The organism is Phenylobacterium sp., assembly GCF_013911965.1.
Lineage (GTDB): Bacteria > Pseudomonadota > Alphaproteobacteria > Caulobacterales > Caulobacteraceae > Phenylobacterium.
On the sequence record NZ_JACESE010000001.1, the window covers coordinates 254,398 to 267,550 of the forward strand.

The 13,153-nt window shown below is 68.6% G+C and carries 16 protein-coding genes and 1 tRNA gene; 6 read left to right on the plus strand and 11 right to left on the minus strand.

Going from position 1 to position 13,153, the window contains the following annotated elements; translation table 11 throughout:
- Positions 1 to 62 precede the first annotated feature (62 nt).
- Positions 63 to 557 (plus strand): histidine phosphatase family protein, encoded by a 495-nt coding sequence (locus H2041_RS01205; RefSeq protein WP_293408565.1) that lies wholly within the window; start codon positions 63 to 65, stop codon positions 555 to 557.
- Between the two features lie 62 nt (positions 558 to 619).
- Here the strand turns inward: H2041_RS01205 and H2041_RS01210 are convergent, their stop codons facing one another.
- On the minus strand, positions 620 to 757 hold the full coding sequence (locus tag H2041_RS01210; RefSeq protein ID WP_293408567.1) for a hypothetical protein: 138 nt from the start codon (positions 755 to 757) through the stop codon (positions 620 to 622).
- A 155-nt stretch (positions 758 to 912) separates the two neighbouring features.
- On the opposite strand from H2041_RS01210, the gene H2041_RS01215 reads away from it, so the two are divergent.
- Positions 913 to 1,956, plus strand: a complete 1,044-nt coding sequence (locus tag H2041_RS01215; protein ID WP_293408569.1) for a RelA/SpoT domain-containing protein — start codon at positions 913 to 915, stop codon at positions 1,954 to 1,956.
- Between the two features lie 155 nt (positions 1,957 to 2,111).
- Here H2041_RS01215 and H2041_RS01220 read toward each other — a convergent pair.
- Positions 2,112 to 2,188, minus strand: a tRNA-Met gene (locus H2041_RS01220).
- A gap of 105 nt (positions 2,189 to 2,293) precedes the next feature.
- Here H2041_RS01220 and H2041_RS01225 point away from each other — a divergent pair.
- The 4 genes from H2041_RS01225 (at position 2,294) to H2041_RS01240 (ending at position 7,001) form a co-directional block, all read left to right on the plus strand.
- Positions 2,294 to 3,322, plus strand: a complete 1,029-nt coding sequence (locus H2041_RS01225; RefSeq protein ID WP_293408571.1) for a glycosyltransferase — start codon at positions 2,294 to 2,296, stop codon at positions 3,320 to 3,322.
- Positions 3,322 to 5,022, plus strand: a complete 1,701-nt coding sequence (asnB, locus tag H2041_RS01230; protein WP_293408573.1) for an asparagine synthase (glutamine-hydrolyzing) — start codon at positions 3,322 to 3,324, stop codon at positions 5,020 to 5,022. The genes H2041_RS01225 and asnB overlap by 1 nt, the downstream gene beginning before the upstream one ends.
- 41 nt (positions 5,023 to 5,063) lie before the next feature.
- Complete coding sequence (locus H2041_RS01235) at positions 5,064 to 6,311, plus strand: PQQ-dependent sugar dehydrogenase (protein WP_293408575.1); 1,248 nt, start codon at positions 5,064 to 5,066, stop codon at positions 6,309 to 6,311.
- Between the two features lie 336 nt (positions 6,312 to 6,647).
- Positions 6,648 to 7,001: a hypothetical protein gene (locus H2041_RS01240; protein WP_293408577.1), complete on the plus strand. Its 354-nt coding sequence runs from the start codon at positions 6,648 to 6,650 to the stop codon at positions 6,999 to 7,001.
- Here H2041_RS01240 and H2041_RS01245 read toward each other — a convergent pair.
- From H2041_RS01245 to H2041_RS01285, 9 genes are all read right to left on the minus strand, one after another.
- Positions 6,998 to 7,282: a hypothetical protein gene (locus H2041_RS01245; protein WP_293408579.1), complete on the minus strand. Its 285-nt coding sequence runs from the start codon at positions 7,280 to 7,282 to the stop codon at positions 6,998 to 7,000. The two genes, H2041_RS01240 and H2041_RS01245, sit on opposite strands and share 4 nt — an antisense overlap.
- A 185-nt stretch (positions 7,283 to 7,467) precedes the next feature.
- Positions 7,468 to 8,286: a DNA adenine methylase gene (locus H2041_RS01250; RefSeq protein WP_293408581.1), complete on the minus strand. Its 819-nt coding sequence runs from the start codon at positions 8,284 to 8,286 to the stop codon at positions 7,468 to 7,470.
- Positions 8,287 to 9,004: 718 nt separating this feature from the next.
- A complete protein-coding gene (locus H2041_RS01255; protein ID WP_293408583.1) occupies positions 9,005 to 9,412 on the minus strand; it encodes a transglutaminase-like cysteine peptidase in 408 nt (135 codons plus the stop codon).
- Positions 9,406 to 9,564: a hypothetical protein gene (locus H2041_RS01260; protein WP_293408584.1), complete on the minus strand. Its 159-nt coding sequence runs from the start codon at positions 9,562 to 9,564 to the stop codon at positions 9,406 to 9,408. The genes H2041_RS01255 and H2041_RS01260 overlap by 7 nt, the downstream gene beginning before the upstream one ends.
- On the minus strand, positions 9,548 to 9,880 hold the full coding sequence (locus tag H2041_RS01265) for a hypothetical protein (protein ID WP_293408586.1): 333 nt from the start codon (positions 9,878 to 9,880) through the stop codon (positions 9,548 to 9,550). Before H2041_RS01265 ends, H2041_RS01260 begins: the two co-directional genes overlap by 17 nt.
- Positions 9,873 to 11,174, minus strand: coding sequence for a hypothetical protein (locus H2041_RS01270; RefSeq protein ID WP_293408588.1), 1,302 nt, complete (start codon positions 11,172 to 11,174; stop codon positions 9,873 to 9,875). The genes H2041_RS01265 and H2041_RS01270 overlap by 8 nt, the downstream gene beginning before the upstream one ends.
- Positions 11,174 to 11,752: a hypothetical protein gene (locus H2041_RS01275; RefSeq protein WP_293408590.1), complete on the minus strand. Its 579-nt coding sequence runs from the start codon at positions 11,750 to 11,752 to the stop codon at positions 11,174 to 11,176. Before H2041_RS01275 ends, H2041_RS01270 begins: the two co-directional genes overlap by 1 nt.
- A 10-nt stretch (positions 11,753 to 11,762) precedes the next feature.
- A complete protein-coding gene (locus tag H2041_RS01280) occupies positions 11,763 to 12,818 on the minus strand; it encodes a hypothetical protein (RefSeq protein ID WP_293408592.1) in 1,056 nt (351 codons plus the stop codon).
- Positions 12,819 to 12,820: 2 nt separating this feature from the next.
- Positions 12,821 to 13,153 carry a hypothetical protein gene (locus H2041_RS01285; protein WP_293408594.1) on the minus strand — a complete coding sequence of 111 codons (333 nt, stop codon included), beginning with the start codon at positions 13,151 to 13,153 and terminating at the stop codon, positions 12,821 to 12,823.

A 13,153-nucleotide genomic window follows, 5' to 3' on the forward strand; every position in this document is an offset into this window, starting at 1 on the left:
CCAAGTGGTAGGGGCTCGCGAGCGACCTGTCCACGCAGGCCGGCGGCGGCTAGCGTCGCGCCATGGCCCTGATCTTCGTCACCCATCCCGAAGTGGAGATCGATCCCGCCGTTCCCGTCCCGCGCTGGCGGCTGTCCGACCGCGGGGTGGCGCGGATGCGGGCCTTCGTCGCCTCCGACGTCGTCGCGGGGGTCTCGGCGGTGTGGGCCAGCACGGAGACGAAGGCCATCGAGGCCGCCGGCCTGCTTGCCGCCCGCCACGGCCTGCCCGTCCAGGTCCGGGAGGACCTCGGCGAGAACGACCGCAGCGCGACCGGCTTCGTCCCGCCCGACCCGTTCGAGCGCCTGGCTGACGCCTTCTTCGCCCATCCGGAGGAGAGCGTCCGCGGCTGGGAAACGGCCGCCGCCGCCCAGGGCCCTGCAGGCTCACCCCGGCCCCGGCGATGTCGCCATCGTCGCCCACGGCGGCGTCGGAACCCTCCTGCTCTGCCACCTCAAGGGCCTCCCCATCGCCCGCGCCCACGACCAGCCCCACCAGGGCTGCTGGTGGCGCCATGACCCGAAGAGCGGCGCGGCGCCGGAGGGTTGGGCGTCGATCGCGACGCGGTGAGGGGCCGTGCCTACAGCGGCTTCCGCAGCCAAAGGACGAGGTCGTCGTCCACCCGCACCATGGCGCCGGGCTCGGCGGGTTCGGCGGGTTCGGCGGGTTCGTTGTTCCAGGTCAGGCCCGCGCCGTCCGGCAGATAGCCCCGCCGCACATAGAGCCGCTAGAGCGCAACTCGCTTGATGCCCTAGGAGCTTGATCGTTGAAAGAACGTCAGTCCCCTTGGAAGACAGACGGTCGAGTTCTACTAGAATCGATGGATGAACCGGTTCCGAACTGTATCAGTAGCTCATTCACTGGGAGGGGCGCATGCCATTCGTTGAGCCTGGCGCATACTCAAAAGGCCAGTTGGATCGCGCGGGCGAGCGTATTCGTTCGGGCAGTGGCACCCCCAATGACATGGCCCTTCTAGACAACTGGCGAGCTTCACACCTGTATGTGCTGAACACCTTTCAATCGTCCTTGCGCTTCCGTCGAAGCCGGTTCGAGCAGGGTGAGAAGATCACGATCGCCCAGAGGCTGAAGCGTAGGCCCACGATTATCGACAAGCTCGGGCGAGAGCAGGGCATGTCGCTCTCTCGCATGCACGACATCGCAGGCTGTCGACTGATCTTCCCGGATCTCGCGACAATGTTCTCCTTTCGGGAGGGCGTATTGTCCTCACGCGCTGCCCATGAGCTTGTCGGTGGAAAAGACCGTTACAACTACATCGATACGCCCAAGGCTTCCGGATATCGCGGGATCCACGACGCCTACAAGTACAATGTTGGCTCGACGGGTGGAGTAAAATGGAACGGTCTACGGGTTGAGATTCAGTACAGAACCGTCGTGCAGCATGCGTGGGCGACGGCGGTAGAGATCAGCGATATTGTTAATGCCACTAGGTTAAAATTTAGCCAAGCTAACAAAGATATTAGTAGATTGTTCCTACTTTGCAGCGAAATATTGGCTCGCGCTCACGAGGATTGCGATGGATTTTGCGGCGATCTATCAACCGTAGATTTGCTTCGTGAATATTATGATTTAGAAGGCGATCTTCACGCGATATTGCGACTCCGCAATTTGACATCTTCTGAGTTTCAGAGATTTGCGCGATCATCTCGCCTTTTCATTTTGATCAATTACACATCGGGCGATATGGAGGGAAAACTTGTCGCGGAAGGTTTTGCTGACAACGCCAGCGCCGTCTCCAGGTACTCAGAGGTCGAAGCTGAACTGCAGGACGTTGCGGACGTAGTACTTGTCGGCGCAAGCCAGCAAGATGCGATCAAACTGGCCTATACCAACTACTTCTCCGACGCATCCGGATTCATTGTCGCGCTTGATGAGGCGGTGGCTAAGCTGCAGGGCTGAGGCGCGCCGCCTTCGCGAGGCTGTTCGCGGTCTGGTCCGGCGCGTTTCCATCGCGCCGCTCACCCAAGAGAGAGGCGGCTCCGTCAACATCCAGATTGAGGGCACGCTGGACGGGCTGCTCGCGGAACGCTGCGAGAACAATAGGTGGGGAGGTGTGGTAGCTGGGGGCGGGCTCGAACCGCCGACCTGTGGGTTATGAATCCACCGCTCTAACCAGCTGAGCTACCCAGCCACGGGTTCGCGCCGCTGACGCGCGAGGCGCGGTTTATAGGGATTCCCGAAGGCTGCATCAAGCGGCTTGGGCGCGGCGAAAAGCCCGGCTAGGTTCGCGCCCGGCATGAGCGTGCTTCATCTTCTGGGAACGGCCGGGGACGGCGGGGCGGAGACCTACTTCGTCGATCTGGTCTGCGCCCTTTCGGCCGGCGGCGTGGCCCAGGCCGCGGCCCTGCGCGCCCATGCGGGGCGGCAGGCGGCGCTGAAGGCCGCCGGCGTGGCGACCGACTGCTTCGCCTTTGGCGGCCCGCTCGACCTCTTCACGCGCGGCAAGGTCGCCCGTTTCGCCCAAACCCACGACGTGAAGGTGGCGCTCGCCTGGATGAACCGGGCCGCGCGCCATACGCCCAAGGGACCCTGGGCGCGGATCGGCCGGCTGGGCGGCTACTACAAGCTGAAATACTACCGCGACTTCGACTTTCTGGTGGCCAACACCGAGGACATCGCCGACTGGATCGTGGCCCAGGGCTGGCCCGCCGGTAAGGTGCGCCACATCCCCAACTTCGCCGACGCCCCCGCCGAGGTCGGACCGGTCGACCGCGCCAGCCTGAACACGCCCAGGGACGCCTGCCTGCTGCTCTCCATGGGCCGGCTGCACGAGGCCAAGGCCCATGACGTGACGCTGAACGCCCTGACCCGCCTGCCCGAGGCCTATCTGTGGATCGCCGGGGCCGGGCCGGAGGAGGCCAAGCTGAAAGCCCTGGCGCTCGGCCTGGGCGTCAACGACCGCGTGCGGTTCCTGGGCTGGCGCAACGATCCCTCGGCCCTCTACCGGGCGGCCGACCTCTGCGTCTTCCCCTCGCGCTACGAGCCGCTGGGAAATGTGGTGATCCAGGCCTGGGCACACGGCCTGCCCGTGGTGGCCGCCGCCAGCCAGGGGCCGGGCGCCCTGATCACCGACGGCGAGGACGGCCTGCTCGTCCCCGTCGACGACGCCGAGGCCCTGGCCGCCGCCGTCCGCCGCGCCCTGGACGAGCCCATGCTGCGCATCCGCATGGCCCAGAACGGCCTGGCCCGGGTGGAGGCGGAATTCAGCCAGGCCGCCGTGGTCGCGCAGTGGCGCGAGCTCTTCGCCGATTTCGGAGAGAGCTGATGTGCGGCATCGCCGGCGTTCTGGACGGGGAGGTCTCCGCCCGCCCGATGATCGAGGCCCTGACCCACCGCGGCCCGGACGGCGTGCGCGTGGAGGACCGGCCGGGCGCCTCGCTCGCCCATGCGCGGCTCTCCATCATCGACCTCGAGGGCGGCTGGCAGCCCCTGCACGCCGCGGGCGGCACGGTCATCGGCAATGGCGAGATCTACAACTATGTGGAGCTGACCGAGCAGTTCGGCCTGGCGGGCGACCTGGCCACCGGCTCGGATTTCGAGCCCCTGCTGCATCTCTACGAAAAGGAGGGCCCCGCCGCCTTCCGCCGGCTGCGCGGCATGTACGCGTTCTGCCTGATCGGGGCCGACGGCCGCACCTGGCTGGCGCGCGACCCCTTCGGCATCAAGCCGCTCTATGTGATGGAGCTGGAGACGGGCCTGGCCTTCGCCTCCCAGCCGCGGGCCTTCCTGGACGCCGGCCTGGCGCCGCGGGAGATGCGGGAGGCGCCGGCGCGCGAACTGCTGGCCTTCAGCTACACGCTGGGCGAGGAGACCATCTTCCCCGGCGTGCGCCGCCTGGCGCCGGGCGAGATCTGCGAAGTGGCGGACGGCCGCATCGTCTCGCGCCAGGTGCGGTCCGCCCTGCCCGCGCCTGGCGTCCGCCGCGCGCCCACCGACGAACAGGCGCTGATCGGGCGGCTCGACGCGGTGCTGGAGGACAGCGTCCGCGTCCACCAGCGCTCGGACGTGCCCTACGGCCTCTTCCTCTCCGGCGGGATCGACTCCGCCGCCGTGGCCACCCTGATGGCCCGGCTGAAAGAACGGCCGGTCACCGCCTTCACCTGCGGCTTCGAAGCGCCCGGCGCCAGGGACGAGCGCGGCCAGGCCGAGCGGGTGGCCCGCGCCCTCGACCTCGACTGGCGCGAGATCCGCTTCGGCGAAGAGGACTTCTGGAGCCTGCTGCCGGGCGTGGCCGCCGCCCTGGACGATCCCACCGCCGACTATGCGACCCTGCCGACCTACAAGCTCGCCGCCGCGGCCAGGGGAACGCTCACCGTCGTGCTGACCGGCGAGGGCGGCGACGAGCTCTTCGGCGGCTATGGCCGTTACCGCCGCGCCCTGCGGCCGGCCTGGCTCGGCGGCCGGGCGGCCGAGCCCAGGCCCGACGACCCCGCCCCTCTTGAGCGCTGGCGCGCCCAGGCCAAGGCGCCGCCGGGCCTGACCCGCCTGCAGCAGGCGCAGTACGCCGACATCGCCACCTGGCTGCCGAACGACCTGCTGACCAAGCTCGACCGTTGCCTGATGGCGCATGGGCTGGAGGGACGCACGCCCTTCCTGGACCCGGAGGTCGCCGCCTTCGCCTTCCCCCTGCCCGACCGGTTCAAGGTGCGGGGCCGCTACGGCAAATGGCTGGTGCGCAAGTGGCTGGAGGGCGCCTGCCCGGCCGCCGAGCCCTGGGCGCGCAAGCAGGGCTTCACCGTCCCCGTCGGCGCCTGGGTCGCGCCGCGCGCCGAGGCGATCGCCGCGCGCATCGGCGACGTGGCCGCCGTCCGGCGGCTGATGAGCGCGGAGGCGGCCGCAGCCGCCATCCGCAGCGGAGAGGCCTCGAAGGCCTGGCCGCTGCTCTTTTTCGCGCTGTGGTCGCTCATACATCTGGAGGACGCCGCCCCGGCGCAGGCGCTCGAGGCGCTCGCCGGAACGATCTGAGCCGCCGCGCTTTGCAAAGCCGGACCGAAGGGAGACCGCTCGTGCGACACCTGCTTCTCACCACCGCCTGCGCCGCCATTCTCGCCGCCTGTGGCGGCTCGGACGGAAACGCCCAGCAGTCCGCCGCCCCGGCGCCGTCGGGCGAGCCGTGGGAGACCCGGCCGGCCAACGCGCCGTCGCAGCAGCCCGCCTTCCCCGGCCAGACCCGCGCGCCGGAGGTCTCGGCCGATGTCGACTATCAGGTGGTGACCGTCGCCGACGGGCTGGAGAAGCCCTGGGCCGTCACCTTCCTGCCGGACGGCCGCATGCTGGTGACCGAGAAGCCCGGCCGCCTGCGCATCGTCACCGGGGCCGGCGAGCTCTCGCAGCCGGTCGCCGGCCTGCCCGAGGTGGACGCCCGCGACCAGGGCGGCCTGCTGGACGTGGTGCTCGATCCCGACTTCGACGAGAATCGGCTGATCTACTGGAGCTATGCCGAGCCCCGCGGCGGCGGTCAGAACGCCACCGCCGTGGCCCGCGGACGCCTCGTCGAGGGCGGGGGCGCGCCGCGGGTCGAGGACGTGCAGGTCATCTACCAGCAGCAGCCAGCGATGGATTCCACCAAGCACTTCGGCAGCCGGCTCGTCTTCGACCGCGAGGGCCATCTCTATGTGGCGCTCGGCGAGCGTTCGATCATGGCTGGCCGCGTGCAGGCCCAGCAGATGGACTCCGCACTGGGCAAGATCGTGCGGATCAATCCCGACGGCTCGATCCCCGAAGACAACCCCTTCGTCGGCCAGGAAGGCGCGCGGCCGGAGATCTTCGCGCTCGGAGTCCGCAACGTGCAGGCCGCCGCCCTGCACCCGGAGACCGGCAAGCTGTGGGAGATCGAGCACGGCGCCCGCGGGGGCGACGAGCTCAACATCATCGAAGCCGGCAAGAACTACGGCTGGCCGACCATCACCTACGGGCTGGAATATTCCGGCGGTCCGATCGGCGAAGGCCTCACCCAGAAGGAAGGGATGGAGCAGCCGGCCTATTACTGGGATCCGGTGATCGCGCCCTCCGGCATGGTCTTCTACCAGGGCGACATGTTCCCCGCCTGGCGGGGCAGCCTGTTCGTCGGCGCGCTGAAGGACAAGCATCTCGTCCGACTGACCCTCGACGGCGAGCGCGTGACCGGCGAGGACCGCCTGCTCACCGATGTCGGCGAGCGCATCCGCGACGTCGCGGTCGGGCCCGACGGGGCGATCTACGTCGCCACCGACAGCGCCCAGGGCCGCATCCTGAAGCTGGTCCCGGCGGGGTGAGTTGGGCGGCGCAGCCTAGGCCCCCTCAGTCACCTTCGGTGACAGCTCCCCCTCGCTGAGGGGGAGCATCTTTCCGGACTGAGCTCGCCATTACCGCAGCGCAGATCCTCCCCCTCCTTGAGGGGGAGGTGGCCCGAAGGGCCGGAGGGGGTCTGTAGCGCGACACTTGGTTTCGGAGCAGCGGACAGATGGTTCCGGAGTCGTTTGAAAATGCCGCGCAATGTGAGGGGTGTGACCTTCTGAGGTCGTGATGTGAAGCTCGGGGCCATCAAAAGTGCCCTGACCTCCAGCCGCACCGCGGCGAGGATGGGGCCGCTCAAGACGAGGACCCCAAGCATGCGCCTACCCGAGAACCACCCTCTGGCCGCCGACCTTCAGGCCGCCCGCTGGCAGATCGAGCGGACCACAGCACTGTTCGCGCCGCCACCCCTCAAGAATATCCGCAGCGCCATGGAAAACATCCACGGCCTCATCGAACCGACTTCCGAGACAGACCAGGCGATGGTGGCTGTGCTTGAGGCCGCCGCCGCGCTTTACAACTCTGTCAATCGTCCCGGGGCGCTGGCGACCAGCGCGGCGGTCGAAGAAAGCAAGGCGTCAGCCCTAAGAACGGTGGACCAGCTAGAAGAGGCGTTGACGCACGCCCGCCCCAACGAGGTGGCGCGGCATATCGGCGTCGACTGGGTTTAGGCCGACAGCCCGTCCGTCCGCGGCGGCCGGTAGTGGCAGGCTCCGTCGGTCCAGCACTCCAGGTCGGTTTCGTGGCCCCAGAGCTGGCCCATGACGGAGACGCCGCGCGGGCGGCCGCAGGTGGGGCAGTCGAAGTGGCCGGCGCGCTGTAGCTCCTCGACGGTCCAGCCGTTGAAGGCCCTGCACACGGCGCTCAAAGGCACTTCGATGCGCGCTCGACACCCGTTGCAGCCGGCCTGCAGGCGCAGGCCGCGCTGGCGGCAATAGCCGATGGTCCGCATGGGCGGGTCAGCGCTTGGAGGGCTTCTGGGGCTTCGGCTTGGGCAGAGGCTGGGTCAGGATCACCTTCCCGTCCTCCACGATGGTCCCAACGATCGGCACGTAGCCCGGCGGCGGCTTCTTCGCCATTTGCAGGATCTCCATAGGCACGCCGACGCCGCCTTCTACGGCGTCGGGCGGCCCAGGATCAACGGCCAGGTCGCCGCGGCTGGATGATCACCTCGGCCGCGGCCGTCGCGCCCTTGCCGGTCAGGCCGTACTGGGTGGCCACCGAGGCGATCTCGAATGCGGCGAAGATCTTCCGCACCTCCGGCCGGTCATTCAGCGACAGCACGAAATGGCCCTGCAGGCCGGCCAGCACCTCGGCCATGGCCTCGAACTCCTCACGGCCGAAGAGGGCCGCGCCATAGTCGCCCTCGCAGCCCCAGTAGGGCGGGTCGAGGTAGAACAGGGTCTCGGGCGTGTCGTAGCGGGCGATGAACTCCCGCCAGGGCAGACGCTCGACCACAACCCCGCCCAGTCGCTCGTGCAGGTCCTCGAGTACGACGCCCAGGCGAGCGACGTCGAACCGGCCGGGCCGGTGGTGGCTGACGCCGAAGCTGCGTCCGGTCACCTTTCCGCCGAAGGCCGTGCGCTGGAGATAGAGGAAGCGCGCCGCGCGCTGCAGATCGGTCAGGGTGCGGGGATCGACGGCCAGCAGGCGCTCGAACTCAGCCCGGCTGGTCAGCTTGAACTGCAGCTCGGCCCGGAAGTAGCCGTAGTGCTCCTGCAGCACCCGATAGAAGGTCCAGACGTCGTCCGACAGGTCATTGATGACCTCGGCCGGGGGCCGCGATCGACGCCGCAGAAAGACGCCGCCCATGCCGACGAAGGGCTCGGCATAGGTCCGGTGGGGAATGGTCTCGATGATCTCGACCAGGCGGCGGGCCAGGTTGCGCTTGCCGCCGATATAGGGCGCCGCCGGTTTGACCGGCCGGACGGGCGCGAAGGGGGGACTCGACTCCATTTATGAACATTGCTCGACTGGCCCCGCCGGTCGGACCGGTGGCGGGGCGAAAGGGGGCGTGCACCCCCCGGACGTGCGGGGTGCAAGCCCGCGGCTCTGGGCGTTGGCGCGCCCAGACCCCCGTCGATTTCGACGGGAATATTGATGATGGACGAACCTCGTACGCGGCTCCTGAAACGTCGCGAGGAGCTTCGTAAGCAGCTTGCTCTCTATGAGACGGACTTGCGGTGGGGGGCTTGGAGCGACCGCGACCTCATCGCGAGGAAGATTCGAGAGACCGAACAGGATTTGGACTCTGTCGAACTCGCGATCGCGCAAACGGGCTTTACTGACGCCCTCGATGCCGTGGCGCGCGAAGCTGCAAGGGCGGCGCAGGAGAACGCAACCTTCTGGTTCCGGCGCTTCATGCTCTCCCTCCAGATCGGCAATGGCGCGGGCTTCCTCGCCGCTGCAGCCATCGTTGGGCAGGCGGATGCATCGGCGATCCATTTGGCTGCCGTTCTTGCGTGGGCACCCGCGGCGTATTTCGCCGTCGGCACCGCCGCCGCAGGTCTGCTCCCTTTGATCATGGCGGCTCATGCGTGGGCGCGAGATAACCCACGGGGCCGATACGCGGCGAACGCGGGAGGCCTGTTCCTGACGGTTCTCGCTGCGGGCCTTTTCGCCTGCGGGATGACGAGCGTGGTGTGGGAGCTGCGTCAGCTCGGGCAACCGGCGGTCACCCAAGCCGAGGCTCCCGCACCTGCACCCAGCCCCGCCCCTGCGCCGCCTGCCGGCGATCAAAGCGGTAGCCCCGCCGGCGCAGCACCTCCCAAGGCATCGGCTCGGTGAAGCGGTTGTCCAGGACGTAGGTCCCCTCGGCCGAGTCCACCGTCAGGACGGCGTGGAAGCCTCCGGTCTCGACCCAGCAGGTGGCCAGGCGCAGGGCCGCCAGCGGCCAGCCGCGGCCGAGCAGCGCCAGCTGCTTGGCGAGCGCATAGTCCTCGCAGTCGCCGCCGGCGGTGTCGATCGGCGTCCAGTGGTCGAGCCGGCCATAGCGCTCCAGGTCGACGCGATAAGGCCGCGCATTGATCTCCGCGTTGACGGCCGTCAGCTCGGCCCAGCCCGCCTCGCCCAGGCTCAGCACCGCGGCGTCTCCGGCGCGCGGGCGCACAGGTCGGTCCAGCCGGCGGGCGCCAAGGTCCAGTCGCCGTCGGGCATGGGCGAGGCCGCCGGCGGCCGACCGGCGCAGGCGGCCAGCAGCAGGGCCAGGGCGAGCAGGCTAAAGCCCCATTTCATCCGCCACCGCCACAAAGATGTCCGAGGGGTGCGGCGGATCGCTCGGCGGGGCCGCGGCCTCCAGCAGATCCACGCTGTCCGCATAAAGCCGGACGCCCGAAGGACCGCAGTCGTGCAGAGGTTCGGCGGGTTCCACGGCGAACGCAGCGAGCGCGGGGTGAAGGTCCAGGCACCGCTGCTGCACGTCGATCCGGACGCCCGGCAGGACGCCCAAGATCGGACGGAAGGCGTTGCCCTCCGCGTCCGTCTGCTCGGGGCCGTACTCGTAGCCTATCACCTGGGCGACCATGGTGGGGCTGAAGACAAGATCAGGCATTAGAAACCCTCGCGCTCAGATCCCGCAGGGCAGCGTCCGAGATGTCGCCGTTCCAGATGGCGAAGCGGGACATTTTGTTGTTGCCGATGTTGGCGACGCCCTGCGAGGCGCCAAGGAGACCAAGCGTGGTGAGCGGCGGCAGCGCGGTTGCGTTGTTCCCGCCCGAAAGCGGGCCGCCATTGAGGGACATGGCGTAGTCCCCAGCCTTGCACCGCCACGCCACCGTCTCCCAGGTCCCAGCTACCGCGGGCGTGTTCGTGGTGAAGATGTTGACGTCACCGACACGGACAATCAGCGAAGAGGTAGTGGTGGCGCGCCGCCACAGGACGCGGTTCATGGGTCCGGCTGCCGAGGCAAACTCGAACGCCACGGGGAAGGGGCTCTCGCTAGCCCCGTCAGCGGCCGCCCAGAAGACCCGGGCGACGCCGTAGTGCGTCGGGTCTGCATACAGTCCGCCGATGCGGTAGTCGGTCGCGGTGCGCGTGGCGGCAAGGTTGTCGTTGTCGATGGGCGGACTAGCGATGTAAGGGCCGGGCTGGATCGAGATGCCCAGGAGGCGGATAGTCTCGCCCACCACGGGGCTCCCAGGACCAACGCCAGTGTTGTTGATCCCGCCCGTGAAGTTCGGGGTCCAATGGAAGACGAGGCGTCGGATGGACGCCGTTTCCATGACGTTCTCGATAAGGGTGAATGTTCCTGCGGTTTGGGTGCCGCTGGCCACCGGCGCGTCCAGAAGCCCCACGTAGTACGAGATATTCGTCGTCGCCTGGTCTCGTACCCCGACATATATGCGCCCGCTGGTGCCGGCGACCACGCGAACGACGACGCTGTAGAGCTGCCCAGCAACTACAGATTGGCCGTTCGGTATGGTGAGGCGGTTCCAGTTGGCCCCGTTCGACGCAACATCGGCGGACTGGAAGATGCCGGAGTAGGTTGGTCCGCTGGTTTTTTGAACCTCAACGGGCGTAACTCCCCACGCTGCCTCAGCCGGGCGGCAGGACAGGGGGAGGATCTCCTGGCGCGCCTCCCAGCTCTCCAGGCCGTCATCACCGATCGCTGGATCGTTGGCGGCCCAGGCGCGCCAGTCACCATTGATTCTCGCCCTGGCGAACCCCGCGCCTCCGGCTGACGAAAACTGTCGGACCTGACGGGCGGTCGGATAGATGATCCCCTCGCGCTTGAAGAACGGCCGATAGCCCGTTTCCGAGTCGCCCTTGAAGCGCAGATCCAGGATCGCGCCGGGCGAGGGATCGAACCGCCGCAGCGAGGCGGCCAGGGCGCCCTGGATCGACATCAGGCCACCGCGCCCAGCTCGAGCAGCGTCGCCTTGGCGGATCCCGGTCCGAACGCGTCCCGAGTCGAGACGATCGCCCGCACGATGCCGTCGGCCGCCTTGAACGGTATGCCGCCCGTCGTGGTCGACAGGACACCGGCGTATTCCAGGCAGGTGCCGCCAGGCGCGTCGCTGGCGCGCGGCGAGGTGAAGTCGATCAGGCCCCGGCGCGAGACCCGGTTGGACCACAGCAGCGGGTGCGGCGCGTTGTCGGCCGCCGGCGCTGCCGCCGGGGCTGCGTCGTGGATGTGGGCCACGAACCGTGGGGCGGTGACCCCGACGTCCTCGCGGATCAGGCGCGCGTGGGTGATGAAGCCGGCCTTCAGCCCCGCCGCGCCGAAGTTGAACTCGAAGATGGCCGTGTCGGCCGCGCCGATCGCGTCGCCGGCGACGTACGCCGTGGTGTCGGCCGGCCGGATCAGCGTCGCCTGCAGGACGATGATCTCGGAGTGGTGCATCGGCCGGTCGATCCCGTCCGGCCCCTCGTTGGCGGCGACCTTCTTCAGGCCTTCGGGAGTCTGCATCGAGATATGGGTCATGGGATCACCTTCAGAGCAGGACGAGAGCGGCGATCCCGCTGGCGTCAGGGTCGTTAAAGAGGGTGCGGTCGAGCACGCCCTCGGGCAGCTCGGCGTCGCCGCCGTGGAAGACGGCGAGCGTGGCGGTCAGCCGGCGGATGACGCCGAACCGGTATCGGGTGGTCACGGCCAGGACGCCTTCGGGTGCGCCGACGTCTTCCAGGCCCGGCCGGATTTCGACCGGCGCCGCGCCGGCCATCAGCACGCCGCAGACGAAGCCCGGCGGCAGGGTGTCGATGTAGCAGATGGCCCGCTCATCGCTGGTGAAGACCAGCATCTTGCGGTCGTCGGCGGCCGAGAGGACGTGGCTCTGGGCGGCGATCTCCTGCTCGGCCAGGTCCAGGGTAAGCGCCACGCTCGCCTGATAGAGCGGCCCCAAAACGTCCAGTTCGGCCCGCACGGCGTCGGAGACCGGCTTGTCGGCGTCGGCCGTGTTGTCGACGTTGCTGAGCCCGAGATCGCCCTTGTCATAGGCCAGAGCCACCTTCAGGGCCGCTCGGCTGATGGCGCCCTGCAGGCCGACGACGGAGACCACCTGGTCGGTGTTGTCGATCTTGTCCCAGGTCAGGCCATTAGAGGCGATCAGATCGCCCACCTGCCAGTCGGCCTCGCCGTCGATCGGCGTCCCGCCGGCGACGGTGACCTTGTAGTAGTGCCCCTTGTTGGCGGCCGAGGCGGCGGGAATCGCCGGCGTGTTCGTCGCCGCGTTCCAGACCCCCTGATAGCTCATGGCCCCCAGCACGGCGGCCGGCAGTTGGGAGGTCGGCACCTTCCCGTCCGCCCCCAGGCTCGGATAGCCATTGGCGACGCCGCGCTTGGCGGCGTTCTCCGGCACGAAGCCGCCATCCTTGATCCGCGTGCCCGTGGCGCCGTCGAACAGGGCGACGTTGCCGTTGGTCGCGCCGACCGGGCCGTCCACGCTGCCCGAGGAGAGACCCTGCGGCCCCTCGACGCCGGCGATCACGATGGTGCGGCCCTCGGCGACCAGCTGGTCGGGCTCGATGAGCGTGACGACTTTCGTGGTCATCCTCAGAGCCCCTTCTGGATCTTGGCCGTGGCCAGGAAGGTATGGCGGTCGACTGTCGAGGCGGCGGGCCGCACGTTCAGCTCCAGGCGGGCATCGCCGGCGGGCCAGGTCTCGGTCACCGCCTCAGGGATGGTCCAGGTGACGACGTGGGCGTCGACCGAGACGTACTGGCTGAGATCGACGGCCTGGATGTGAGGCGGCTTCAGTATGAGACGGATATCCATCTCGCTGACGTCATCGGGGCTCTCCTCGGAGCCCAGGTAGAACTCGACGCTTTCGGCCCAGCCGGCCGAGGTGAGCACGTGGTAGGCTTTGGCGCGGTTGGCGACGCCCAT

What these genes read in the sequence shown, in the direction of transcription:
- H2041_RS01265 (WP_293408586.1), bottom strand. Translation starts at nt 9,880, where the DNA reads ATGCCTGATCTTGTCTTCAGCCCCACCATGGTCGCCCAGGTGATAGGC.
- H2041_RS01270 (WP_293408588.1), bottom strand. Translation starts at nt 11,174, where the DNA reads ATGTCGATCCAGGGCGCCCTGGCCGCCTCGCTGCGGCGGTTCGATCCC.
- H2041_RS01245 (WP_293408579.1), bottom strand. Translation starts at nt 7,282, where the DNA reads ATGCGGACCATCGGCTATTGCCGCCAGCGCGGCCTGCGCCTGCAGGCC.
- H2041_RS01285 (WP_293408594.1), bottom strand. Translation starts at nt 13,153, where the DNA reads ATGGGCGTCGCCAACCGCGCCAAAGCCTACCACGTGCTCACCTCGGCC.
- H2041_RS01205 (WP_293408565.1), top strand. Translation starts at nt 63, where the DNA reads ATGGCCCTGATCTTCGTCACCCATCCCGAAGTGGAGATCGATCCCGCC.
- H2041_RS01225 (WP_293408571.1), top strand. Translation starts at nt 2,294, where the DNA reads ATGAGCGTGCTTCATCTTCTGGGAACGGCCGGGGACGGCGGGGCGGAG.
- H2041_RS01240 (WP_293408577.1), top strand. Translation starts at nt 6,648, where the DNA reads ATGCGCCTACCCGAGAACCACCCTCTGGCCGCCGACCTTCAGGCCGCC.
- asnB (WP_293408573.1), top strand. Translation starts at nt 3,322, where the DNA reads ATGTGCGGCATCGCCGGCGTTCTGGACGGGGAGGTCTCCGCCCGCCCG.
- H2041_RS01280 (WP_293408592.1), bottom strand. Translation starts at nt 12,818, where the DNA reads ATGACCACGAAAGTCGTCACGCTCATCGAGCCCGACCAGCTGGTCGCC.
- H2041_RS01250 (WP_293408581.1), bottom strand. Translation starts at nt 8,286, where the DNA reads ATGGAGTCGAGTCCCCCCTTCGCGCCCGTCCGGCCGGTCAAACCGGCG.
- H2041_RS01275 (WP_293408590.1), bottom strand. Translation starts at nt 11,752, where the DNA reads ATGACCCATATCTCGATGCAGACTCCCGAAGGCCTGAAGAAGGTCGCC.
- H2041_RS01260 (WP_293408584.1), bottom strand. Translation starts at nt 9,564, where the DNA reads ATGAAATGGGGCTTTAGCCTGCTCGCCCTGGCCCTGCTGCTGGCCGCC.
- H2041_RS01215 (WP_293408569.1), top strand. Translation starts at nt 913, where the DNA reads ATGCCATTCGTTGAGCCTGGCGCATACTCAAAAGGCCAGTTGGATCGC.